The 24,484-nt window shown below is 71.6% G+C and carries 18 protein-coding genes and 1 pseudogene; 11 read left to right on the forward strand and 8 right to left on the reverse strand.

Annotation, left to right across the window (positions count from 1 at the left end; translation table 11 throughout):
- Positions 1-364 precede the first annotated feature (364 nt).
- A complete protein-coding gene (locus M1L60_RS33985) occupies positions 365-676 on the forward strand; it encodes a DUF3040 domain-containing protein (protein ID WP_253241671.1) in 312 nt (103 codons plus the stop codon).
- 824 nt (positions 677-1,500) lie between these two features.
- Here the strand turns inward: M1L60_RS33985 and M1L60_RS33990 are convergent.
- From M1L60_RS33990 to M1L60_RS34015, 6 genes are all read right to left on the reverse strand, one after another.
- Positions 1,501-2,745, reverse strand: coding sequence for a bifunctional glycosyltransferase family 2/GtrA family protein (locus M1L60_RS33990; protein WP_253241672.1), 1,245 nt, complete (start codon positions 2,743-2,745; stop codon positions 1,501-1,503).
- A gap of 673 nt (positions 2,746-3,418) precedes the next feature.
- Positions 3,419-5,710, reverse strand: a complete 2,292-nt coding sequence (locus M1L60_RS33995; protein ID WP_253241673.1) for a glycosyltransferase family 39 protein — start codon at positions 5,708-5,710, stop codon at positions 3,419-3,421.
- A 52-nt stretch (positions 5,711-5,762) separates the two neighbouring features.
- Positions 5,763-6,830: a 3-deoxy-7-phosphoheptulonate synthase gene (locus tag M1L60_RS34000; RefSeq protein WP_308208577.1), complete on the reverse strand. Its 1,068-nt coding sequence runs from the start codon at positions 6,828-6,830 to the stop codon at positions 5,763-5,765.
- Between the two features lie 195 nt (positions 6,831-7,025).
- The gene (locus M1L60_RS34005) at positions 7,026-8,570 is read right to left on the reverse strand and encodes a sensor histidine kinase (protein WP_253241674.1); all 1,545 of its coding nucleotides are present in this window, start codon (positions 8,568-8,570) and stop codon (positions 7,026-7,028) included.
- Positions 8,548-9,285 (reverse strand): response regulator transcription factor, encoded by a 738-nt coding sequence (locus M1L60_RS34010; protein ID WP_253241675.1) that lies wholly within the window; start codon positions 9,283-9,285, stop codon positions 8,548-8,550. Before M1L60_RS34010 ends, M1L60_RS34005 begins: the two co-directional genes overlap by 23 nt.
- Positions 9,286-9,358: 73 nt before the next feature.
- Positions 9,359-11,470, reverse strand: a complete 2,112-nt coding sequence (locus M1L60_RS34015) for a hypothetical protein (RefSeq protein WP_253241676.1) — start codon at positions 11,468-11,470, stop codon at positions 9,359-9,361.
- A gap of 199 nt (positions 11,471-11,669) precedes the next feature.
- Between M1L60_RS34015 and M1L60_RS34020 the strand changes: the two genes are divergently transcribed.
- Both M1L60_RS34020 and M1L60_RS34025 read left to right on the forward strand, forming a co-directional pair.
- Complete coding sequence (locus tag M1L60_RS34020) at positions 11,670-12,041, forward strand: tetratricopeptide repeat protein (RefSeq protein ID WP_253241677.1); 372 nt, start codon at positions 11,670-11,672, stop codon at positions 12,039-12,041.
- Between the two features lie 10 nt (positions 12,042-12,051).
- Positions 12,052-12,336, forward strand: coding sequence for a Smr/MutS family protein (locus tag M1L60_RS34025; protein ID WP_253241678.1), 285 nt, complete (start codon positions 12,052-12,054; stop codon positions 12,334-12,336).
- On the opposite strand, the gene M1L60_RS34030 is transcribed toward M1L60_RS34025, so the two are convergent.
- Positions 12,333-14,675: a M28 family peptidase gene (locus tag M1L60_RS34030; RefSeq protein WP_253241679.1), complete on the reverse strand. Its 2,343-nt coding sequence runs from the start codon at positions 14,673-14,675 to the stop codon at positions 12,333-12,335. The genes M1L60_RS34025 and M1L60_RS34030 overlap by 4 nt on opposite strands.
- A 75-nt stretch (positions 14,676-14,750) precedes the next feature.
- Between M1L60_RS34030 and M1L60_RS34035 the strand changes: the two genes are divergently transcribed.
- From M1L60_RS34035 to M1L60_RS34070, 8 genes are all read left to right on the forward strand, one after another.
- Positions 14,751-15,086, forward strand: coding sequence for a hypothetical protein (locus tag M1L60_RS34035; protein ID WP_253241680.1), 336 nt, complete (start codon positions 14,751-14,753; stop codon positions 15,084-15,086).
- Between the two features lie 81 nt (positions 15,087-15,167).
- A complete protein-coding gene (locus tag M1L60_RS34040; protein ID WP_253241681.1) occupies positions 15,168-16,370 on the forward strand; it encodes a PP2C family protein-serine/threonine phosphatase in 1,203 nt (400 codons plus the stop codon).
- A 68-nt stretch (positions 16,371-16,438) separates the two neighbouring features.
- Positions 16,439-17,977 carry a sensor histidine kinase gene (locus M1L60_RS34045; RefSeq protein ID WP_253241821.1) on the forward strand — a complete coding sequence of 513 codons (1,539 nt, stop codon included), beginning with the start codon at positions 16,439-16,441 and terminating at the stop codon, positions 17,975-17,977.
- Positions 17,974-18,429 (forward strand): response regulator, encoded by a 456-nt coding sequence (locus M1L60_RS34050; protein ID WP_253241682.1) that lies wholly within the window; start codon positions 17,974-17,976, stop codon positions 18,427-18,429. The genes M1L60_RS34045 and M1L60_RS34050 overlap by 4 nt, the downstream gene beginning before the upstream one ends.
- The gene (locus M1L60_RS34055; protein ID WP_253241683.1) at positions 18,422-19,231 is read left to right on the forward strand and encodes an inositol monophosphatase family protein; all 810 of its coding nucleotides are present in this window, start codon (positions 18,422-18,424) and stop codon (positions 19,229-19,231) included. The genes M1L60_RS34050 and M1L60_RS34055 overlap by 8 nt, the downstream gene beginning before the upstream one ends.
- A gap of 5 nt (positions 19,232-19,236) precedes the next feature.
- On the forward strand, positions 19,237-19,998 hold the full coding sequence (locus tag M1L60_RS34060) for an SDR family NAD(P)-dependent oxidoreductase (RefSeq protein WP_308208579.1): 762 nt from the start codon (positions 19,237-19,239) through the stop codon (positions 19,996-19,998).
- Between the two features lie 107 nt (positions 19,999-20,105).
- Positions 20,106-21,065, forward strand: coding sequence for a coiled-coil domain-containing protein (locus M1L60_RS34065; protein WP_253241684.1), 960 nt, complete (start codon positions 20,106-20,108; stop codon positions 21,063-21,065).
- 48 nt (positions 21,066-21,113) lie between these two features.
- Positions 21,114-22,613 (forward strand): fused MFS/spermidine synthase, encoded by a 1,500-nt coding sequence (locus M1L60_RS34070; RefSeq protein ID WP_253241685.1) that lies wholly within the window; start codon positions 21,114-21,116, stop codon positions 22,611-22,613.
- Positions 22,614-23,348: 735 nt separating this feature from the next.
- On the opposite strand, the pseudogene M1L60_RS34075 reads toward M1L60_RS34070, so the two are convergent.
- Positions 23,349-24,239 (reverse strand): annotated as a pseudogene (locus tag M1L60_RS34075) (serine/threonine-protein kinase); the annotation flags it as partial.
- Between the last annotated feature and the right edge of the window lie 245 nt (positions 24,240-24,484).

Here is a 24,484-nt window from a genome sequence, read left to right on the forward strand (position 1 = left end):
GGCCGGGCAGGGCCGCGCCGGGCAGGGCCGCGCCGCGCAGGGCCGCGCAGGGCCGCGCAGGGCCGCGCAGGGTCGGCATGGCGTGTTCGGTTGGGTGGGATCGGGCCGGCTGAGCGGGCGCGCGCCGGCCGGGGCGTTGCTGTCCCCCGACGGCTCGGGGCCGAGGTTGATGTTCGGCTGGGGGTGGTCCACAGGGTGGGATGAGGGTGTGCTGGTTGGGGTCGTCCGGACGGGTTTTATCCCGGTCAGTGGGCGCCCCGGAATTCTGGTGGTATCCGGAAGGCAACGTGTGAGTAACAATGGCATTGATCGGAGTGCGTGCCGTCCGACTGAGTGTGGCCGCGGCCCGACCGGAGGTGGCGACATGTTGAGCAGGGAAGACAGCCGACGCCTGGCGCAGCTCGAGCGTCAGCTCCGCCGGGACGACCCCGAGTTCTGCGCCCGCATGACCAGCGGCCGGCTGGAGCCGCCGCGTCCTCGACGACCTTCCCTCTCGCTGCTCCTCACCGCCGCCGTCATCTGGATCGCCGCCCTGATTCTCGGCGTCCTCGGCTGGTGGGTCGCCGCGGCATCCGCCGCCTTCTTCGCCACCGTGGTCATCGCGGCCGCCGTCCTCCGCCGCCCACCGGGCCGCCCTCGACGCATCACCCCCGACCAACTCCCACCGGAGCAATAGCTCCACCTCGGCCGACCGGATCCGCGAATCCACCGGCGCGATCGCATCCCGAATCCGCGGTTCCGCACCCAGTCATCCGCACCTACGAACAGCGCCGAATTTTGTCCACCGCGATGGTCCCCGAGTCCTTCGCGGTGATCGTTCGCGAGTTTCGTCGGCCGTGCTGGTGTCCGAGTCCTTCGCGGTGATGGTTCGCGAGCTCCGTCCGCCGTGCTGGTCTCCGAGTCCTTCGCGGCGATGGTCCCCGAGCTCCGTCCGCCGTGCTGGTCTTAGACTCTGTCCACCGTGCTCGCGGTCGAGGCCTGGGCGCCGGGTCGTCTCCGAGTCATCCCCGACCAGCCGCCGTCCTCTGTCAGCCATCGGGCCGCCTCGCCTCCCCGCCCCGGCCAACTTTCGCCGGAGCACTAGCTCCGCTTCGGCCGACCGGATCCGCAGAGTTACCGGCGTGATCGCATCCCGGCGCTTGCGCTGCGGATCCCGCCAGCCGCCCCTGCCGCCCGTCCGTGCCGCCCGTCCGTGCCGCCCGGCCTTGCCGCGCAGAGAATGCCGGTACCAGCCGTCCTCCGTTGGCGACCGGGGCGCCCCGCCGACTCCCAGCTGCCGCCGGAGCTATCGCTCCGCCTCGGGCATTTGGATGCGGGCCGACCGGTGCGATCGCATCTCCGTGACCGCGTCGTTGGATCCCGCAAGCGCCAGCCTTCCTGACCGCGCTTGGCCTGGCCGCGTGCTTTCGCGGACCGCGTGGACCCGTTCTTTGTGCGCCATCGTTGCGGGGTTTGCTGTGGGGTGGAGCGATTCGCTGGGCGGTGTGAGGGGGTGGATGTTCACGGGTGAGTCTGGGCGGGGTGAGGGGAGCGGGAGCGGAAGACCCAGATGCGAAGCAAGAGGAAGCGGACTGCGGTGGCCAGCAGATTGGCTGCGACCAGGACGACCAGCTCTACCGGCTGGGATGGGGCTGAGTGCAGGTCGCCCAGCAAAGTCAGGGCTCCGCTGGTCAGGGCCAGGCCGATGCCGAAGACGATCAGGCCCTGGGTCTGGTGGCGCCAGGCGCCGTCATTGCCCCGTACGCCGAAGGTCAGGCGTCGGTTGGCTGCGGTGTTGGCCACGGCGGTCAGCAGCAGGGCTACGAAGTTGGCCCACTGTGGACCCAGGCCCATTCTGAGGGCGGCATACAGGCCCAGGTAGGCGAGGGTGCTGGCCACCCCGACGGCGGCGAAGCGGATCAGTTGGCCGGTCAGGCCGGCGGGGACTCCGGCCACCGGCAGGGGGTCGCGGCCCAGCTGGTCGCGCAGGGCGGCCAGGGGAAGCTTGCCCGAACCGAAGGCGCGCAACAGGCGTACGATGCCTTTCAGATCGGCCACCGCGGTGGCGATGATGTCGACCCGGCTGTCGGGGTCGTCCACCCAGTCGACCGGCACCTCGTGGATGCGCAGGCCGGCCCGTTCGGCCAGCACCAGCATCTCGGTGTCGAAGAACCAGCCGGTGTCCTCGACCATGGGCAGCAGGCGGGCGGCCACGTCCGAGCGGATGGCCTTGAAACCGCACTGGGCGTCGGAGAAACGGGCGGCCAGGGTGCCGCGCAGGATCAGGTTGTAGCTGCGCGAGATGAACTCGCGCTTCGCGCCTCGGACGACGCGGGAGCCGCGGGCCAGCCGGGAGCCGATGGCCAGGTCGGAATGGCCGCTGATCAGGGGCGCGACCAGCGGGAGCAGGGCGCCCAGGTCGGTCGACAGGTCGACGTCCATGTAGGCCAGCACGGCCGCGTCGGACTGGGTCCACACGTACTTGAGGGCGCGGCCCCGGCCCTTCTCGGCCAGGCGCACCGAGGCCACTTCGGGCAGGTCGTACGCGAGCCGGCCGGCCACCTCGGGGGTCGAGTCGGTGCTCGCGTTGTCGGCGATCGTGATGCGGAACCGGTAGGGGAACGAGGCACTCAGGTACGCATGCAGGCGCCGCACGCACGGCTCGAGGTCGATCTCTTCGTTGTGGACCGGGACGACCACGTCGAGCACCGGCGAGTCGAGTCGGGTCGGGGCCGCGGTGTGGGCCGGCTGCGTCGAAAGGCTCATCCCCCCACGATGATCGCGCCCCATAAGCGCGATTTGTGGCCGCCCTGTGCCGCGCCTGTGAAAACCCCAACCCCCCAAAGGCCCAGCCGTACGTTCCCAGCCTGACCCGAAGACGGCCGCCGCACCGCCATGCGCCCGCAACGCGCCGGCTCACCGAGGGGTAGCCGCCCTGTGCCGCGCCGTCTGTTAAACCCCAACCTCAAACGCCCAGCCGCGCGATCCCAGCCTGGCCCCAAGAAGGCCGTCGCACCTGCCCGTCGCCCGCAACGCGCCGCCTCGGCGAGGGGGTGGGCAACTGCCTGCAGTGGCGGTGTGGCCGGCGAGGAATAGCCGCCCTGTGCCCCGCCGCCTTTCAAATCCCAACCCCAAGGCCCAGCCGTACGATCCCAGCCTGGCCCGGAGACGGCCGTCGCACCCGCCAGTCGCCCGCAACGCGCCGGTCGGCTCGGCGAGGGTGGGCACTGCCTGCAGTGGCGGTGGGGCCGGCTAGGAACGCCCGAGCCGCTGCCACCCAGCAACGGGACCACTTCGCCGGGGCGATGTCGAGATCGAGAAGGGCGGGGCGGTGACCCGGGCCGGCCCGTTGCCGGAAGGTGTTGTTCGAGCGGGTGGACCAAAGGGATCGGCCGGCTCCCGGGTGGGAGCCGGCCGATCGTGGGGGTTGAGTGGTGGATCAGGCGGTGGTGCCGTTCTGCTGGGTCAGGTCGTAGACGGTGGTATTGCCTACGGTCTGGGCGGTGAAGTTCTCGGCGACCCAGGTGGCGATCTCTGAGCTGGCGCTGCTGCCGCCGGAGTTGCCGCGGCCGCCACCGAAACCGCCGCCGCCGATGAAGTAGTGGATTTTGCCCTCGGCCACGTACTGCTGGAACTGGGTCAGGGTGGGGGAGGGGTCGCTGCCGTTGAAGCCGCCGACCGCCATCACCGGGTCGCCGGTGGCCAGCTGGTAGCCCGACGCGTTCTGTGAGCCGACCGCGGCGGCGACCCAGGTGTACTGGTCGGCATTGGCCTCGAGCAGGGCCTTCATCTCGGCGCTGACCGTCGCGGCGTCGAGCAGGCCGCCGCCGCCCCGCATCCCGCCGCCACCGTTGCCGCGGCCACCGAAGCCACCGCCCTGCGTGCCGCCGGTCCCGCCATTGCCGGTCCCACCGTTCTGCCCGGTGCCGTTGCCGCCGCCAGGAAGGGTGCCGGTCCCGCCGCCGGGGGACGTGCCGGTGCCGTTCTGGTTGCCGCCCCCCGGAAGGGTGCCGCCGGTGCCGTTCTGGTTGTTGCCACCGGGGAAGCTGCCGCCCGGGAAGCCGCCCTGAGCGCCGCCGCCCGGGAAGCCGCCCTGAGCGCCGCCGCCCGGGAAGCCGCCCTGACCGCCACCGCCCGGGAAGCCGCCCTGAGCGCCGCCGCCCGGGAAGCCGCCCTGACCGCCACCGCCGCCGGGGAAGCCGCCGCGACCTCCGCGGCCGGGTCCGCCGCCGAAGCCGCCCGACGTCGCCGGCCCGGCCGACGGGATCGAGCCCGAGTGCCCCTCCGAAGCAGTCTGCACCGCGTACGCCGCAGGACCCGCCAGCACCGCGGCCAGCGCAACCCCGGCCGCGACAGCGGCGATCCGAGCCGGCAGGCGAAGGGCGCCGAGCAGCCCGACCGCTCCGGCGAGGCCGCCGATCAGCACCACCCACCGCAGACCCGGCAGGAAGTCCGCACTACGTCCGAGCAGGTGGAACGACCACCAGGCGGTGACCGCGACCGTCGCCGCCAGCGTCACCGCCGCGACCACGTTCCGCCGGTGCCGCCAGAGCAGCGCCGCCCCGATCGCCACGACCGCGCCGACCGCCGGGGCCAGCGCCACCGTGTAGTACGCGTGGAAGATCCCCTGCATGAAGCTGAACACGAGTCCGGTGATCAGCAGCCAGCCGCCCCACAGGATCAGCCCGGCCCGCTGCCGGTCCGTCCGCGCCCGCCGGGCCGTGACGACCAGCCCGGCCACCAGCAGGATCAGCGCCGCCGGCAGCAGCCACGAGATCTGCCCGCCCTGCTCGCTGTCGAACATGCGAGTCAGACCGGTCGAGCCCCACATCCCGCCGCCGCCCATGCCGCCGCCACCGCCGCCGACGCTGCCGGTCTCGTCACCGTTGAGCCGGCCGAGCCCGTTGTAGCCCAGGGTCAGTTCGAGGATGCTGTTGTTCTGCGAGCCGCCGATGTACGGCCGCATCGAGGCCGGCACCAGTTCGACGATCGCGATGTACCAGCCGGCCGAGACGACCAGCGCGACGCCCGAGAGCAGCAGCTGCCCGATGCGTTTGCCCAGCTTGGGCGGCCCGGCGATCAGGTAGGCCAGCGCGAACGCGGGCACCACCAGCAGCGCCTGCAGCATCTTGGCCAGGAAGCCGAACCCGACGAAGACCCCGGCCAGCATGATCCACTTGGTCGAGCCGTTCTCGATGGCCCGTACGGTCGCATAGGCCCCGGCCACCATGAGCAGCACGAGCAGGGCGTCCGGGTTGTTGAACCGGAACATCAGCACGGCGATCGGGGTGAGGGCGAGCACCGCGCCCGCGATCAGCCCGGCCACCGGCCCGTACCAGCGGCGCACCGTGGCGAAGAGCAGCCCGACACTGGCCACACCCATCAGCGCCTGCGGCACCAGGATGCTCCACGAGTTGACCCCGAAGATCCGGGCCGACAACGCCATCACCCACAGTGCGGCCGGCGTCTTGTCGACCGTGATCGAGTTGGCGGCGTCGGAGGAGCCGAAGAAGAACGCCTTCCAGCTCTCCGAGCCGGCCTGCACGGCGGCCGAGTAGAAGGCGTTGGCCCAGCCGTTCTTGTTCAGCCCCCAGACGTAGAGCACGCCGGTGGCCAGCAGCAACGCCAGCAGGGCGGGGCGCACCCAGACCGGATCGGAGGAACGCCGGGCCGGCGGTGGCGGCGGCAGGTCAGGCGCCACAGGGGGAGGGACGGGCAACGTCGTGGTCATGGTGACCAGATTCGGCGCTGCCCCTGTCCCGCCTTTATGTCGTCCCTGTGGCCTAGCTGTGAGTACGGCGCTTGGCGGCGGCGGTCGCGAGCCGCTCCAGCACGGAGACCGTCGCGTCCCAGCTCATGCACGCGTCGGTGACCGACTGGCCGTAGGTGAGCTCGCCCCCGAGGTCCTGGCGGCCGGCCTCGATAAAGCTCTCGAGCATGACGCCGCTGATGCCCTTCTGACCGGCTTCCATCTGCTCGGCGATGTCGTCGGCGACGAGCGGCTGGCGCCGGTGGTCCTTGCCGCTGTTGCCGTGCGAGCAGTCGATCACCAGGCGTTCGGGCAGCCCGGCCTTGCGCAGCAGTTCGAGCGCCCCGGCCACGTCGGCCGCGCTGTAGTTGGGCTTGCCGCCGCCCCCGCGCAGCACCAGGTGGGTGTCCGGGTTGCCGGTGGTGTGCAGGATCGCGGGCGTGCCCGAGTAGTCGATGCCGGGGAAGACGTGCGACACCTCGGCCGCCTGGATGGCGTCGATGGCGGTGGCGATGCTGCCGTCGGGGCGGTTCTTCATGCCGATCGGCATCGAGAGACCGGAGGCGAGCTGGCGGTGGACCTGCGACTCGACGGTCCGGGCGCCGATCGCGCCCCAGGCCACGGTGTCGGCGATGTACTGCGGGGTGATCGGGTCGAGGAACTCGACGGCGGTCGGCAGGCCCTGACCGACGATCTCGAGCAGCAGCTTGCGGGCGATGCGCAGGCCGGTGCCGACGTCGCCGGTGCCGTCCAGCGCGGGGTCGTTGATCAGGCCCTTCCAGCCGACGGTGGAGCGCGGCTTCTCGAAGTAGACCCGCATGACGATCAGCAGGTCGTCCGAGAGGCGCTGGGCCGTGGAGGACAGCAGACGGGCGTACTCGCCGGCGGCGACCGGGTCGTGCACCGAGCACGGGCCGACCACGACGAGCAGCCGCGGATCTCGGTGGTTGAGCACGTCCTCGACCTGGCGCCGGCCGTCGAGCACGGTGTCGTGCAAGTCGCTGGTCAGCGGCAGCTCGTGGTGCAGCAGGGCCGGGCTCATCAGCGGCACGACCTTTTCGATGCGCTGGTCACGGACGCGCTGGACCTCGGGGGCAGTCACGGTGGGTCTCCACTCCTGATGCCGGCGCCCACGGTGAGAGCCGGCGGCAAACAAAAAGGCAGCGACGTCGTGTCGCTGCCCGGGCCGGCTCTGGCTAGGTGTCTCAGGTCATGGCTGACTCATGGCTGAGGCACCGGCGGGAGCCGGCCCACTAAACCACGAATACCAGCGAGACATGTGGGCCAGCATAGCGCCTCAGTTCGGCCGCGGAGCGATTTGGGCCAACTGCTCAGCTGGTGGGACGGGGGTGGGACCCAGCGGCAGCACGACCGTGAACACCGTGCGGCCGGGCCGGCTGTCGACCGAGACGTGGCCGCCGTGCGCGGTGACCACGGCGTGCACGATCGACAGACCGAGTCCGGTGCTGCCCGCGGCGCGGGAGCGGGAGCTGTCACCGCGGGCGAAACGCTCGAAGATGTTCGGCTGCAGTTCGGCCGGGATGCCGGGACCGGCATCCTCGACGCGGAGCACGGCCGCGCCCGAGGTCGCGCTGACCCCGACCGTGACCGTGGTGCCCTCGGGGGTGTGGGTGCGCGCGTTGGCCAGCAGGTTGGCCAGCACCTGGTGCAACCGGGCGCCGTCGCCGGTCACGACGACCGGCTCCTCGGGCAGGTCGAGCTGCCAGTAGTGGCCGGGGCCGGCCGCGTGGGCGTCGCTGACTGTGTCGACGACCAGCATGCTGAGGTCGACCGGGTCGTGCCCGAGCGGGCGGCCTGCGTCGAGCCGGGCCAGCAGCAGCAGGTCTTCGACCAGCCCGGTCATCCGTTTGGCCTCGGACTCGACCCGGCTCAGCACGTGGGCGATCTCGGCCGGGACGGCGGCCCGGCTGCGGCGGCTGAGCTCGGCGTACCCACGAATGGCGGCCAGGGGCGTGCGCAGCTCATGGCTGGCGTCGGCCACGAACTGGCGTACCTGCATCTCGCTGGCGTGCCGGGCCTCGAGCGCGTTGCCGACGTGGTCGAGCATCTGGTTGAGCGCGGCGCCGACCTGGCCGACCTCGGTCCGCGGGTCGGTGTCGGGCTCGGGCACGCGCTGGGCCAGCCGTACCTCGCCGCGGTCGAGCCGCAGCTCGGAGACCTTGGTCGCGGTGGCGGCCACCCGGTCGAGCGGGGCCAGCGTACGCCGGACGATGAGCGCCCCGGCCCACCCGGCGATCCCGAGGGCGATGAGCACCGCGCCCCCGGTGACCAGAGCGACCCGCAGCAGTGTGAAGTTGGTGTTCTTGAGCGACAGGGCCACGACCCGGGTCTCGCCGTTGCCGGTGGTCAGCGCGACGGCCCGGAACGACCCGTACCCGTCGAGAGTGATGTCGCTCTTCGTGCCGTCGGCCGGCACGGCGGTGAGCTCGGCCTGCGCGGCGTCGCTGAGCGGCTCGTACGCGAGCACGGCGTAGCCGTCGTCCTCGGCGGTGACGATCAGGCCGCCGGTCACGACCGTCGGGACCGTGTAGGTGATGCTGATCGAGCCCGGTTCCGCCCCACCGAACGGGCGCTCGCGGTTGAACGACGGCGGCGGGCCACCGTTGGTCCGGCTGTGGAACGGGTTGCTGGTCTGGTCGAGCTTGGTGTCGAGCTGCGCGTAGAGCGTGTTGCGCAGGAAGAAGTAGGCCGTGCCGCCGACCGCGAGCCCGAGGATCGTGAGCAGGACGATGATGATCGCCACGATCCGGGTCCGCAGCGGCCAGCCCGACGGGCTGCGCCAACGGGCCGGATGGGCCCTAGTCAGCGGGCTTGAGGACATAGCCGGCTCCGCGCATCGTGTGGATCATCGGCGAGCGGCCCGCGTCGATCTTCTTCCGCAGGTACGAGATGTAGAGCTCGACCACGTTGGCCTGGCCCCCGAAGTCGTAGTTCCAGACCCGGTCGAGGATCTGGCTCTTGCTCAGCACCCGGCGCGGGTTGCGCATCAGGTAGCGCAGCAGCTCGAACTCGGTGGCGGTGAGCGTGACCAGGTCGCCGCCCCGGCGCACCTCGTGGCTGTCCTCGTCGAGCGAGAGGTCGCCGACGATCAGCTGCGAGTCGGTGCGCAGGGGGGAGTGGCCCATCCGGCGCATCAGCCCGCGCAGCCGGGCCACCACCTCTTCCAGGCTGAACGGTTTGGTCACGTAGTCGTCGCCGCCCGCGGTCAGGCCGGTGACCCGGTCCTCCACCGAGTCCTTGGCCGTCAGGAACAGCACCGGCACCTCGGGCGTCTCGCCCCGCAGACGGCGCAGCACCTCGAGCCCGTCGATGTCGGGCAGCATCATGTCGAGGACGACGGCGTCAGGGCGGAACTCGCGGGCCGTGCGCACGGCGGTCTGCCCGTCACCCGCGCTCTTGACGTCCCAGCCCTCGTAGCGCAGAGCCATCGAGAGCAGCTCGGCCAGCGTCGGCTCGTCATCGACCACGAGGACCCGGACCGGGCCCCCGTCGGGGCGGCGGAGGTCGGTGCCGGAGTCTGAGTTCGCCATCGTCATGCCCCTACTGTCGTGGGCCACGCTATGCGCCGGCTTTCCTGTTCCTGTGTACCAGCTGTGACTCCGGACGGCCTCAGTCGCCGGCCGTCACCACGAGCGCGGCGTCCCGCAGCTCCGCCGCGCCCTGCTTGAGTCGTTCGGTGTAGTACGGCCGGGTCCAGGCCGCCCAGCGCACCTGACCGACCGCCTGATCGGTGCCGGACGCGGTCAGCGACACCGTGACCCCGGGACTGACCTGGGTGGTGAGCTTGCCGTTCCTGGGCAGGCCGACCCGCCGAGCCGAGGGGTCGGCGAACCCGAGCATCGCCCACGGCACCCGCACGCTCAGGTCGTCGCCGTCGAGCTCCCACAGCGCCCGGCTGTCGGCCTCGTCGTCCTGCGGATCCCACGTGCCGTGCCGCAGCTGACCGGCGTTCTGCAGTTCGAGCGGCAGCTTGGCGCCGGTCCGAGGCAGGGTGAGCGCGCGGTTGACCAGCAGCTCGACGGGCTTCCAGCCCTCCGGCGCGGGGCCGCGGTCCGAGGCCGGCACCCGGAAGTCCAGCTTCATCGGGTCGAGCTGATTACGGACGTACGCCTGACCGCTGTGCCCGACCAGGTTGAGCGCGAAGACCGCGTCCGGCCGGCGGTCGCCGCTGCCCGGCATCGGCGCGCCGGTGACCCCCGGCAGCACGTCGAACGAGACCATCATCGAGCCCGGCGGTGAACCGGCCAGCTTGGCCTCGAGGTGCAGGTACTCCTCGTCGACCCGGGCCGTGACCGCGCGCGCGGGCCAGCCGTCGGAGTCGAGCAGCCGCTGCTCGCCGGCGTCGGGCGGGCCGTCGGCGTCCATCGCGAGCAGGCCGAAGTGCTGCTCGTTGGTGAGCGGGTCGTGCCAGAGCTGCCGCCGGGCCGGGTCCTGCTGGCCGGCCGTGTTCCACGTGTACCGGTACCACTCGTCGGCCCAGCTGAAGACGAAGCCGCCGCCCAGACCCTGATCCTTGATCATCCGCAGCAGTTCGGCGTTGATCCGCATCGCGTCCTGCTCGCTGTGCCCGCCCTGCGAGCGGCCCAGCGGCGCGTTGTGGGCCGATCCGATCGAGGACGGCACCCCGAACTCCGTGATCAGGGTCGGCATCGTGGCGTGGTGCCGGCGCAGGTCGGCCAGGTAGCCGGCATACGGGTCGGCGTGACCCTCGTACTCGTAATTGATCAGTTTGGGCTCGTGCCGCAGGAAGTCCGGATAGAAGGGGTACGCGTGGTAGCTGGCGAACGTCCCGGCCGGCCAGTCCGCCGTGGGGAGCACGTGGTTGGCGTCGATCGGCAGCAGATCCTCCTGCGGCAGCGGCTCCTGCGGGTGCTTCAGCGGATCGGTCGTCGGCCAGTTCACGAAGGCGATGGGCTGGCTGACGCCGTGTCCGGCGACGTATCCGGCCAGGTCGTTCATGCGGGCGGCGAGCCAGCGTTCGGTCGGTGTCGACTTGGGGGTGTTCCGGAAATAGCGGCCGAGGAACCGCGGCGCCGAGGCGTTGCGCCGGTCGGAGGCGGCGGCCGCGCCCGGGTCGATCTCGCGACCGATGATCCAGCCGGCCAGCCACGGCGTGACGTCGGTGGCCCAGACCCCGCCGACCTGCCCGAAGGTCGCGGTCCGGGTGAGTTTGCCGGTCACCGCCTCCGAGGCCGCCCGCAACTCGCGGCGGAAGGCGTCGGTGAACGGCTTGTCGAACAGGTTCCGCTTCTTGACGTACGTCTCGTCGGGCAGCCGGACCCCCTGCACGAGATAGAGGGGGCGCTCGGTGTTGGCCTGGTTCCAGGCGGCGAGCTGCTCGTAGAACGCGGGCGGGTGGATCTCGTAGATCCGCACCACGCGCAGGCCCAGCCAGCCCATGGCGGCGAACCAGGCCCGGTACTGCGCGGCCGAGATCGGCCCCTCGCCGGGCAGGTGGCCGGGGGTGGTGTCGCCGAGGTCGACGCCGGGCAGGAAGGTGCGGTCGCCGCCCGCCGTGTGCAGCTGGAACTGCTGTCCGTCGGCGCTGGCGACCATCCGCAGCCCGTCGGCAGTACGCGGCTGCGGCGCCCACGAGGTGCCCCGCGGTGGCGACGGGATCTCCCGCATCCCCGAGATCAGGAAGGCGGGCGAGGTCAGCGCCGGCGCCGACGTGCCGCCGGCCAGCAACAGGCACAGGCCGAGCACGAAGACACCGATCACGGACGCCCTGAATCGCCCGGACCGGGGTCGGGCCGGCGCGGTCACGAGATGGCTCGGAAAGTCCCCCACGGAGGCATTGTCTGACGGCTGAGTTGCTGTATCAGCCGTTTTGTCGGGAAGCTTGGATCATCGGAACACTCGCCGTTGACGCGTTGTTGTGCCAGCGTTAGACAGGCCGCCGAGAGTGGGGAGCGCACACGTGGATCTTCTCGAGGAGTACCGCCGAGCCACCTTCTTCTTCGAGTCCGGGGATCCGCTGGGCGCCGCCAAGCTGCTCGAGCCGATAGTCGAGGCCGAACCTCACAACACGGCCGTCCGGCAGTTGCTGGCCCGCGCCTATTTCAACTCGGCTCAGCTGACCAAGGCCGAGGAGCAGCTGCGCACCCTGGTCGAGCACGACCCGTCCGACCACTACGCGCACCACGTGCTCGGCCGCACGCTGGAGCGGGGCGGGCGCTTCCGCGAGGCCCTGCCCCACCTGCGCCTGGCCGCCGCCATGAACCAGCAGGCCGATTACCAGGAGGCCCTGCACCGAGCCGAGCAGTGGCTGGGCAAACCCGAGAATGCGTAGGGTCTAGACCGTGAAACTGAAGCTTGACCTGCACGACATCTTCAACAAAGGGCAAGAGATCGACCGGGCTCTGCGCGGGATCATCGACGAGGCCATCCAGAAGAAGGCGGCCACGGTCGAGATCATCCCGGGCAAGGGCAGCGGCGCGCTCAAGAAGAAGGTGCTGCGCTTCCTCGACCAGCGGGAGATCAAGCAGCTCTATCACCGGGTCGAGAAGGACGGCGACAACTGGGGCCGGCTCTTCGTGCACTTCAAGCACAACGAGTCGACCGGCCGTCGCGGTCGCGGGCGCTAGAGCGTGTAGCTCTTGGCCACGGCCAGCATCTCGCTGGTGTGCGAGCCGACGATGCCGACGCCGCTGGGCCGGGCCTGGAAGCCGGGCAGCTCGCTCAGGCCGTCGCTGGCGTCCATGGCCCGGAACTTCACCGGGCCGGCCGCCCGTACGACCAGCTTGATCTCGATGCCGTCGGCCGGCGGGGCGTGGAAGGCGAACCCGAAGTTCGGTGTGTGGACGGGCACCGGCCGGCCCTCGACCGTGGCCGACTCGACGACGACGTCGCCCGGCACGTGCAGGGTGGTCAGCCGCACCTGACGTTGGGGCTTCAGACGCAGCGTCATCGTGCGGGTGTCGCCCGAGCGGGTGTCGGACTCGACGGTGAGCAGCGGTGCGGGCAGGTCGGCGGCCTGCGCGTCACCGGTGCGCACCTCTTCGGGCCCGAAGGCGGGCATCGTGTCGTCGATCCGGCGCTTGTCGCCCGACACGTAGTTGCTGGTCCATTTCTGTACGTCCGTCTCGTCGCTGATCCAGCGGGCGGTGCCGTTGTCGGCGTCCATCGCGTACATCAGTTGGGTCAGGGCGGGACGGTCGGCGTCGAAGCGGTCGACCGCGAGGCCGGCGACGACGCACACCAGCACGGCCACCAGGGCGACCAGCGTGGGCAGGGCGCCCCGGCGGCGGCTGCGCAGCGCCTCGACGCCGCGCTGCCCGCCGGCCACCGGGTGGATCAGGTCGATCACCGGGAGCAGGGCCAGCCCGAGCAGAACGGTGAGGAAGGCCCCGGCCGCGCCCAGGCCCAGGCCGAGCGCGGGGAAGAGCATGACGACCGTCGGCAGCAGGATGACCGTCGCCACCGCGCCGCCGAGCGCCACCACGATCACCGGCAGCCAGCCCCGGGTGGCCACCGCGACCAGACCGGCCACCGCGCCGGCCAGGGCAGGCAGGGCGGCCAGGTAGGAGCCGCCGGGCACGAAGGCGGCCAGCACGACGCCGAGCACGGCCAGCCAGCCGAGCCCGGCGATGGCCAGGGCGGCCGGGCCGAGGCGACGGCGCAGCAGCGCGAACCAACTGATCACGACGGCCGCGGCCAGCACGATGACGGCCAGGCGATAGAGGCCGGGGCGGTACGGGTCGATCGGCATCGCGGCGTACTCGGGCCGGATCAGGGTGATCGCGAACCAGAGCACCTGGGCCAGCACCGGCGCGAGCACGATCGGGACCAGGGTCAGCACACCCGCCTTGAGCAGGCGCCGCCCGCCGGTCAACCGCTGGCGGCGGGCCAGCCAGGCTAGCGCGGCGACGGCGAGCACGGCCAGGACGGCGATCGGCCAGACCAGCGAGCCGGGATAGCGCACGAGGAAGCCGGGCGCCGGGAAGTAGGTGGCGTCGGCGCCGCCGGTGACCTCGAGGGCGGCGATGTCGCGCCCGCCCAGCTCACGGACGACGGCCAGGGTGTTGTCGCCGTGGTGCTGCAGGCTGTCGCGGTCCATGGCCGACGGCAGGTCGGTCGGCCCGTGATAGACGGCCGCGCCGTCGATGTAGGCCGCGTTCAACCCCGCGAAGCCGGCCTTGCGGAACGCCGTGAAGTCGGTGTCGTTCGTCATGATCCGGTAGATCTCGACCGCGAACGACGTGCCGACCGGCTTGCCGGCGTGGCTGTACGCCTCGACCAGGTCGTCGTTGCCCTCGGAGGTCTCGAACATGATCGCCGGCCCGCTGCTGCCGCGCGCCTCGAGATTGAGCACCACTCCACCGTCGCGGGCCAGCGGATGCTGGTCGACGAAGGCCTTGGCCCCGCACAAGCAGGCCTCTTCGCCGTCGGTCAGCACCAGCACCACGTCGTTGCGCAGCCGGGGGGCGGCGAGCAGGGCCCGGGCCGTCTCGAGGATGGCCGAGGTGCCGGCCGCGTCGTCGTTGCCGCCCGGCCCGACCTGCACCGAGTCGTAGTGGGCGACCAGGAAGATGCGGCCGGTGGAGCCGGTGCCCGGGATCGTGGCGATCACGTTGCGGACCCGGGCCAGGCTCGCCCCGCCGGCGCTGGCCGAGAGCCCGGCGCCCTCGATCGACACCGTGTCCTGCACCTCGGGGGTCAGGCCGAGGCCGCGCAAGGTGGTGATCAGGTGTTCCCGCACGTCGTCCTGAGCGGGGCTGCCAACCGGGTGGGGCCGGGTGGCGATCGCCTCGACCTGGGTGAAGGCGCGCTCGGCGCTGAACTCGGTGGCCGGGGCCGAGGTAGGGCGCGCGGACGGCGGCTCGATGGCCCACAGACCGGCCAGGCCGGCCAGGACGAGCACCACGACGGCGAGGAGGGCGGCCGGGGCCCGGCGGGCCGGTTCGGTGATTGCGCGCGCAAGCATGGGTGACATCTAAGCGGTTGGGTACGACACCGGGTAGTGGGAAGATCGTTATGGGCGTGCCCTAGCGTTGTCCGGGTGAGCACGCCCATCGACCCCGCAGCAGTCATGGCGGCGTTCATCGACGCTGTCGAGCCGTACGACCCGCGCCCCGAGGCCGACCCGGTCGCGCTGATCGGCGTGCGCACCGCGCTGGGCGAGGCCACCTTCGCGGTCGGCGACCATGTGATCCGCGCGATGTGCCGGGCTCTCGCGGCCTACCGCGACCCGGAAGACCGGGGCACCTGCGTGGAGTGTGGCAGCCGTCACCTCGACGAGAACCTGCACTGCGGCGAGTGCGGGCGGCTGCACGGCATCCTCGGCGAGGTCATCGCCCAGCACGCCCGGCGGGTCGCCGCCGAGGACGTCCCATGAGATCGCGCCGGTGTTGTGCGCCGCCCCCGGGTGGGGAACTATCAGCGGGTCAGCGCCGGGTGGTACGAGTGGGGGGTCGGCATGACTGAGCGCTCGGTCGCACCGCGCGCCCGGGCCGGCGACGCGGCCTACCAGGAACGTCTGCGGGTGCTGCTGGTCGAGGACGACGAGGGCGACGCCTTCCTGGTCCGCGAGCTGCTGCACGAGGCTGACGCGCCGTTCGACCTGCGGGTCGCGACCAGCCTGCGCGAGGCCCGCGGCCAGCTCGGCGGCGTCCACTGCGTCCTGCTCGACCTCGGCCTGCCCGACGCCGAGGGCCTCGACGGGCTGCGCAAGCTGCTCGCGGTGGCCGGCAGCGCCGCCGTCTGCGTGCTCACCGGTCGCTCGGACGAGCACCTGGGCGTCGCCTCGGTCGCCGAGGGGGCCCAGGACTACCTGGTCAAAGGTCAGGTCGACGGCGTCCTGCTGACCCGGTCGCTGCGCTACGCGGTCGAGCGCAAGCGGGCCGACGAGAACGCCCAGCGGCTGCGCGAGATCGAACTGCGTCAGGCCGAGTCGGCCCGCCTCGAACGTGGTCTGCTGCCCCAGCCGCTCATGTCCACCGAACGGGTGGCAGTGCACACGTTCTATCGCTCGGGCCGGGCCCTGGGCCTGCTCGGCGGCGACTTCTTCGACGTCGTCCAGGTCGGCCCGGACAAGCTGCACGTGATCGTGGGCGACGTCTGCGGGCACGGCGTCGACGAGGCCGCGCTGGGCGTCGAGCTCCGGGTCGCGTGGCGGGCGCTGGTGCTGGCCGGCGTGCCCGACGACCGGATCCTGGGCTCGCTCGAACAGGTGCTGATGAGCGAGCGCCGGGCCCGCGAGGTCTTCGCGACCGTCGCCTCGGTGGTGCTCGACCTCGAGGCCAACAAGGCCGTCTTCCGGCTCGCCGGTCATCCGCCCCCGGTGCTGCTGCGGGACGGGCAGGTCACACCGGTCGAGGCGCGTAGGGGCATCGTCCTCGGGGTACGACCGACACCCACCCCGGCCACCGAGGTGGATTTCTCGGGCGAGGACTGGTCTTTGCTGATGTACACCGACGGACTGATCGAGGGGCACACCGGCGTGGGCAACGAACGGCTCGACGTCGACGGCCTGCGCGGGCTGCTCGACGAGCCCGCGGCCCGCTCGGTGCCGCTCGCCGCGCTGCCCGCGTGGCTGGTCGGCCGGGCCGAACAGGCCAATGGCGGCCCGCTCGCCGACGACGTGGCGATGCTGCTCATCTCACGCGGCGGTGGCCGGTGAGCAGCCTTTTCTCCGTACGCACCTGGACCCTGCGCCGCCGGATCGTCGCCCTCTGCATCGCGGTCGGGATGCTGCTCAGCGCGCTCGGTGTGTTCGCCGCGATCACCGCCGCCTCGAACAACCGCCAGCTGGACGACGTGCTCAACCGGGCCAGCCCGATGCGGGCCGCGGGCGAGTCGCTCAACACGGCCTATGTCGACCAGGAAACCGGCATTCGCGGCTTCGCCATCACGGGCAACGAGGCCAATCTGACGCCGTACACCCAGGGCATGGCCGACGAGCAGCGGCTGGTCGACCGCATCGAGGACCTGCTGCACCCCGAGGACACCGACATCCGCGCCGAGCTCGACGAGGTGCGGCAACGGGCCGAAGTCTGGCACCGCGAGGTGGCCGATCCGGTGGTCGCGCTGATCCGGGCCGAGGGCACCCAGGCCGGTCAGGACAGGCTCCGGACGACCTCGACCGAGCGGTTCGACGCCCTGCGGGTCGCCATCGCCGACATGCAGGCGGACATCCAGATCCTTCGTACGAAATCGGCCGACGCGGCCAAGCAGAGCAGCCGCACGATGGTGGCCATCCAGATCTCCGCCGCGGTCATCATCATCCTGGCCGGCTCGGCCCTGTTGCTGCTGCTCGACCGCATGGTCAGCCGGCCCGTCACGGACCTCGCGGAACAGGTCCGCGAGGTGGCCGACGGCGCCTACGACAAGCACATCGAGAGCACCGGCTCGCCCGAACTGGCCGGCCTGGCTCAAGATGTCGACGGCATGCGGCAGAAGATCGCGGCCGAGCTGACCGAGGTGCGCGAGGCCCGCAGCCAGATCGAATGGGTCAACGACCAGCTCAAGGTGCAGGCCGAGGAGCTCACCCGGTCCAACCGCGACCTCGAGCAGTTCGCCTACGTCGCGTCGCACGACCTGCAGGAACCGCTGCGCAAGGTGGCCAGCTTCTGCCAGCTGCTCCAGCGCCGCTACTCCGGGCAGCTCGATGAGCGGGCCGACCAGTACATCGCATTCGCCGTCGACGGCGCCCAGCGCATGCAGCGGCTGATCAACGACCTGCTGGCCTTCTCGCGGATCGGCCGGCTCACGGCCGGCTTCACCGAGGTCGAGCTCGACCGGGTGCTGACCGAGGTGCGGTCACAGCTCGAGACCCGGGCCGGCGAGGACGCCGAGATCAGCTGGGGCGACCTGCCGACCGTCGAGGGCGAGGAACCGCTGCTCACCACGCTGTTCGTCAACCTGATCGGTAACTCGCTGAAGTTCCGCCGCCCCGACGTGCCACCGGTCATCCGGGTCAGCGCCGAGCGCGAGGGCGACGAGTGGCGGGTCAATGTGCGGGACAACGGCATCGGCATCGAGGCCGAGTTCGCCGACAAGGTCTTCGTGATCTTCCAGCGGCTGCACGCCCGGGACGCCTACGAAGGCACCGGAATCGGCCTGGCCATCGTCAAGAAGATCGTCGAATATCATGGCGGACGGATCTGGCTCGACCTCGACGTCGAGGACGGAACGTCGATCTGGTTCACCCTCCCGGTGCTGCCGGGCCTTCCGGCCGAGCAACCCGCGGCGCCGGAACACGAGGCGAGAAAAGAGGTCACCGCATGACGGCTCCCATTCGGGCCGACGGCACCCCGATCGAGGTGCTGCTGGTCGAGGACGACCCGGGCGACGTGCTGATGACCCAGGAGGCGTTCGAGGAGCACAAGGTCCGCAACCGGCTCAACGTCGTCTCCGACGGGGCCGAGGCGCTGGCCTACCTGCGGCGCGAGGGCGAGTACGCCCAGGCCGTGCGCCCCGACCTGATCCTGCTCGACCTCAACCTGCCCAAGCGCGACGGCCGCGAGGTGCTGGAAGAGATCAAGAAGGACGACGAGCTGGGCCGCATCCCGGTCGTCGTGCTCACCACGTCGGCCGCCGACGAGGACATCCTGCGCAGCTACCAGCTGCACGCCAACGCGTACGTGACCAAGCCGGTCGACTTCGAGCGGTTCATCACGGTCATCCGGCAGATCGACGAGTTCTTCGTCAGCGTCGTGAAGTTGCCGCCTCGTGCTTGAGCAGGTCGGCGAGCTGATCCGGGAGGTCGCGACGACGATCGTGCTGCCGCGGTTCCGGCACCTCGCCTCCGACGAGATCATCCAGAAGGCGCCCGGCGACCTGGTCACCGTGGCCGACCGCGAGTCCGAGGTCGCGCTGACCCGTGGCCTGACCGCCCTGCTGCCCGGCTCGACAGTGGTCGGCGAGGAGGCGGTGGCGGCCGATCCGCGGGTGCTCGAACGGGTCGGTGACGCGGGCGCGGTCTGGATCGTCGACCCGGTCGACGGCACCAACAACTTCGCGGCCGGCAAGACCCCGTTCGCCCTGATGGTGGCCCTGCTGCACGACGGCCGGCCGACCGCCTCGTGGATCTTCGACCCGGTCGGCGACCACATGACGGTGGCCGAGCTCGGCTCGGGGGCCTACCGCGACGGCGTACGGGTCAAGACCCGCACCGACGACCCCGGCGCGGCCGCCCTGGGTGGCGCCGTGGCCAGCAAGTACCTACCGGAACACCTGCGCTCGGTGGCGGCTGCCCACACCTCGGCCTTCCGCGAGGTCACCAACGGGCGGCACTGCGCGGGGTGGGAGTACCCGGCCGTCGCCCTCGACGAGCAGCAGTTCGCGCTGTTCTGGCGGATCCTGCCGTGGGACCACGTGCCGGGCTCGCTGATCATCGAGGAGGCCGGCGGCACGGTGCTGCACCTCGACGGCACGCCGTACCGGCCGACCGACAGCGAGCGCGGGATGCTCGTGGCGGCCAACGACGACATCTGGCGCACGGTCCGCGACACCCTCTTCCCCGACACCTCGATCCTGTAGCAGCCGTGACGTCGTACCTGGAAAGTGTTTTCGGTCTGCGGGGCCGGACGGCGCTGGTGACCGGCGGCAGTTCCGGCATCGGGCGCGACATGGCCGTCGCGCTCGGCCGGGCCGGTGCGCGCGTCGTGCTGGTCGCCCGCCGCCCCGAGCCGATGGCCGAGGTCATCGACGAGCTGCGCGGCTTCGGCGCCGAGGGCCAGGCGATCTCGGCCGACCTCGCCGACCGGGCCGAAGTGGCGCGGGTCATCGCCGCGGTCGAGGCCCCGGACATCCTGATCAATTCGGCCGCGGTCAACCGGCGTCCACCCCTGGACGAGCTCACCGAGGACGACTGGGACGTGACGCTGGCGGCCAACCTGACCGCCCCGTTCCTGCTCGGTCAGGCTTTCGGGCCGCGGATGGCCGAGCGCGGCTGGGGGCGGATCATCAACGTCGTCTCGCAACAGGCCTTCCGGGCGTACGGCAACAGCGGCGCCTACGGTGCGGCCAAGGCCGGCCTGGTCGGGCTGACCCGGTCGCAGGCCGAGGCGTGGTCGGCCCGCGGTGTCTGCTGCAACGCGATCGCCCCCGGCGTCGTCCACACCCCACTCACCGAGCCGGTCTTCGCGGATCCGGCAATCGTCGCCAAACACGCGGCCCGCACGATGATCGGCAGAAACGGCGTACCCGCTGATTTCGGGGCGTGTGCTGTCTTTCTGGCCAGCCACGCCGCCATCGCTGTGACAGGCCAAACACTCTTCGTCGACGGTGGTTACTCGGCCACTTGATCGATCTGCCTTTCCCTTACGTATCACGGTAGAGTCTGCCCGCGATCGACCTGGGGAGGTATTCCGTGGCGGCGGTTTTCAGACGCCGGCTCAGCACCGTGCTCGTGATGGTCATGGCGTTTTTGCTGGTGGCCCCCGCGGCCGCGCACGCCGACCCCGACGAGGGCGACGACAAGACGCTGCGCAACGCGCTCGAGTCCGCGGCCAAGGGCCAGGCCGTCGCGATCCAGAAACTGGCCGCCTCGAAGAAGCGGGCGGTGCAGCTCCAGACGACGGTCAAGCAGGCCGAGTCCGGGGCCAAGGCGATGGAGAAGCAGGTCGCCGAGATCGCCACCCGGTCGTACCGGCTGGGCCGGCCCAACACGATGTCGATGTTGCTCGACTCGACCTCGCCCGACGCCTTCCTCGAGCGCATCGAGCAGCTCGACATGATGGCTCAGTTCGACGCGAAGGTGCTGATCCGCTATCGCGAGACGCTGGACAAGGCCGAGGCGGCCAAGGCAGCGATCGACAAAGAGGTGCGCGAGCAGACCAAGCAGGTCGCGGCGCTGGGCAAGAAGAAGAAAGAGGCCGAGCTGGCCCTGGCCAGCGTCGGCGGCGGCTCGGTCGCGGGCGGTTTCGTCTCGGGTAACTCGCCGCTGGCCAAGCCGGCGCCGCGCAACTCCGACGGCTCCTGGCCCGACGAGAAGTGCACGATCAAAGACCCGACGAGTTCGGGCTGTCTGACGCCGCGCACGCTCAACGCCTACAAGGAAGCCAAGTCCGACGGCTTCACCCGCTACACGGTGTGCTGGAGCCAGCGGAACTCCGGCGAGCATCCCAAGGGCCGGGCCTGCGACATGTCGTCCAACGCGACGACATACAAGAACTCGCCGGCGACCGGCGGTGACCGGGCGTACGGCGATCGGCTGGCCAACTACTTCGTGAAGAACGCGAGCCGGCTGGGCGTGATGTACGTCATCTGGTTCCGGCAGATCTGGTTCCCGGGCGACGGCTGGCGAAGTTACAGCGGAAGCGGCGGGGCCTCGGCCGAGCACACGAATCACGTCCACGTGTCGATGCTTTAACGGCTGGTCCCAGGCGACTGCCAGGTTCGGGCGGCTAGCATCCGGCGGATGGGAAACCCGCCGCCGCGCGCTCTGCCGTCCGGCCTCGCCACCGCTCTGGTCTTCGGGTCGAGCGGGGCCGTGCTCGTCCTCGAGATCCTCGCGCTGCGCCTGGTCGGGCCCTATGTCGGCGTGACGCTGCAGGTGAGCAGCTCGGTCATCGGCATCGCGCTGGCCGCCATCGCGTACGGCACGTGGCTGGGCGGCCGGTTGGCCGACCGCTACGACCCGCGGGTGCTGCTGGCCCCGGCGCTGCTGCTGGGCGCGATCGGCACGGCCGTCACGCTGCCGCTGGTGCGGTTCGGTGGCGAGCTGCTGCGGGGCGGGGCCGCGCCGGCCGTGCTGCTGCTGGCCGCCCTGGCCATCTTCCTGCCCGCGTTCATCCTGTCGACGATCACCCCGCTCGTGGTCAAGCTGCAGCTGAGCGATCTGAACCGCACCGGCTCGGTGGTCGGGCGACTGTCCAGCATCGGCACCCTGGGCGCGATCACGGCCACGCTGGCGACCGGCTTCATCTTCGTGGCCGCGGTGCCGTCGAGCTGGATCATCATCTCGCTGGCGGTGCTGCTCGCGGTCTCGGGCGGCGCGCTCGGGTGGTGGCTGCGGCGCACGGGGGCGGTGCTGCCGGGCAAGCCGCGCACGCGGGCCGTGCTGGCGTCGGTCGGCCTGGTCGGGGCCGGGCTGGGGGTGGCCTCGCCCAACCCGTGCGACGTCGAGACGGCGTACCACTGCGCCGAGGTGCGCACCGACCCGGCCCAGCCCGGTGGGCGCGACCTGATCCTGAACTCGGCCCGGCACTCGTACGTCGATCTGGACGACCCGCGGCATCTCGAGTTCGCGTACATCCAGTGGATCGGCGTGGTGGCCGACGTGCTGCCCATGGGGCCGGTGTCCGCATTGCACCTGGGCGGCGGCGGCTTCACCGTGCCCGACTACCTGCGGGCGACCCGGCCCGGCAGCGATCAGCTGGTGGTCGAACTGGACGGCGGCCTGGTCGACCTCGACCGGGCCAAGCTCGGCCTGACGACCGGTCCCGATCTTCGCGTACGGGTCGGGGACGCCCGCGTGGGCGTGGCCGACCAGGCCTCGGCGTCCTACGACTTCGTGGTCGGCGACGCGTTCGGCCACCTGACCGTCCCGTGGCACCTGGCCACGAAAGAGATGGCGACCGACATCGCGCGGGTGCTGCGGCCCGGCGGCATCTACGTGCAGAACGTGATCGACTACCCGCCCGACCGGTTCATCCGGGCCGAGCTGGCGACGGTGGCGTCCGCCTTCCGGCACGTGGCTGTGATCAGCAGCCAGGAGGCGCTGGACGGCAAGGTCGGCGCCAACTTCGTCATCATGGCGTCCCAGTCACCGCTGCCCGAGGCCGATGTCAGCCGCCGCGTGGCCAAGGTCGCCGACCCGGCGGTGGTGCTGACCGGCGAGCCCCTGGCCGAGTTCATCGACGGGGCGCGCGTGCTGACCGACGACTATGCCCCGGTCGACCAGCTCCTGGCCGGCTAGTTCCCGGCCCGGACGGGACGGGCGGGACCGGTCGCGGCGGCTGGCCGAGGTGTTGGCCATGACCTCGGCCCGGCAGCCGACGCCGTCAACGGAGAACGCCAGCGGCAGCGGGTTGTAGTCGCGGTATTCGCCACGCAACGTGAAGGACTTGAGCTTGCCGTGACCCTTCGCGGTCACCTTGCGGCCCTTCTGCGTGACCGTCCTCGAGCCGCCGGTGAGCTTCTGGGTGCCCGGGTACGAGAACTGGACCCGCCACGAGCCCGGCGCCGAGGTCGTGACCGTCAGCTGGGCCTCGTAGTTGCGCCCGGAATCGTGCCGCAGCTGATAGCGGACAGCGCACAGGCTTTCATCGCCCGGCCCGACCGCCGCCACCGCCGTGCCCGCGGCCTGCGCCTCCTGGACGTCCGGAGCCTGCCGGCTGGCCGCCCATCCGGCCCCGGCCGCGGCCATCACCGCGAGGGTGACCAGCGCCGCCTGGGCCCGGTGGTGACCCCGGAGCAGGCCGCCGGTGACCCGCCCGCCTTCGAACAGGCCACCGCCCAGCGGCCGGGCCCCGCGCAGACGCAGGGCCGCCCCGATCTTCAACCCGGCCCGCAGGCGCAGCACCCGGGCCGCCGGCCGCGGTCCCGGCCCGCCACCGGGCAGGCCCAGATAGGTGAGCAGCGAACGGCCGAGACCCGGGCGCCGGCGGGGCACCACCGCCGGTGGCCCGGCCTTGCCGCGTACCGCCTCGGGGGCGTCGTCGGCCCGCTCGACCGGGGGCGGGATGACAGGCTGGATGCCGACGGTGGCGGCCAGCTCGCGGGCCACCTCGGGCGCGGTCGGGCGATCGGCCGGGTCCTTGGCCAGGCAGCGCAGGCACAGCTCGGCCACGGCCGGCGGCAGACCGGGCAGGGCGGGCAGCGGATCCGGATCGGCGTACAGGTGGGCCCGCAGCGCCTCGGCGGTGTTGTCGGCCGGCCACGGGTGGCGGCCGCACAGGGTGCGATAGAGCAGCAGCCCGAGCGCGTAGACGTCGGTCGCCGTGGCCACCTGGGCGCCGCCGAGCCGCTCCGGCGCCAGATAGGCCGGGGTGCCGAGCAGGCTGCCGTCGGGCGCGGCGTCGCGCTGGCCGACGATGGCCGAGATGCCGAAGTCGACGACCTTGGCCCCGCCACCGGTGAGCATCACGTTGGCCGGGGTGACATCCCGGTGCACCACGCCGCGGGCGTGGGCCGTGGCCAGGGCCGACGCCACCTCGACGGCCACCGTGACCGCCTCCCGCCAGGGGAGCGGGCCCTGCCGCAGGATCCGGGCCGACACCGACTCGCCGTCGTTGAGCTCCATCACCACGTACGGGACGGTCAGTCGCTCGTCGAGCGGGGACTCGCCGAAGTCGAAGATCCCGGTGATGTGCGGGTGGCAGAGCCGCGCCGCCGCGAGCGCCTCCTGCCGCAGCCGGTCGCGGAAGGTCTGATCGTCGGCCAGCCGGGGAGACAGCACCTTGACGGCGATCGCGCGGCCGAGCGTCTCGTCGTAGCCGCGCCACACCTCGGACATGCCGCCCGTGCCCAGCTTCTCGACGAGCCGGTAGCGCCCGGCGATACGAAGCGAGGCCAACTGACCGTTTCGCTCCGTCCGCCCCATGTGCCGATTGTGACCCGAGGGACGGGCCGCGCATGCCGGTCCGCCGAAACCCGTTCCGCTCGTGCCCGAATGCCGTATTCCGGCTAGGGTCAGCTCGATCAGTCCCCTTCCGGACGGAGGGTTCGCATGCAGCACACCTCGGTGACGGTCTTCGCCTCGTTGCGAGGGCGTGTCTCAGCCCGCTAGAACGCCGGCGGGCTCACGCTTCTCCTCGCCTCGGGGCGGTCGCCTTCCGACCGTTTCCC

Origin of the sequence: Paractinoplanes aksuensis, assembly GCF_024137025.1 — a bacterium.
Lineage (GTDB): Bacteria > Actinomycetota > Actinomycetes > Mycobacteriales > Micromonosporaceae > Actinoplanes > Actinoplanes aksuensis.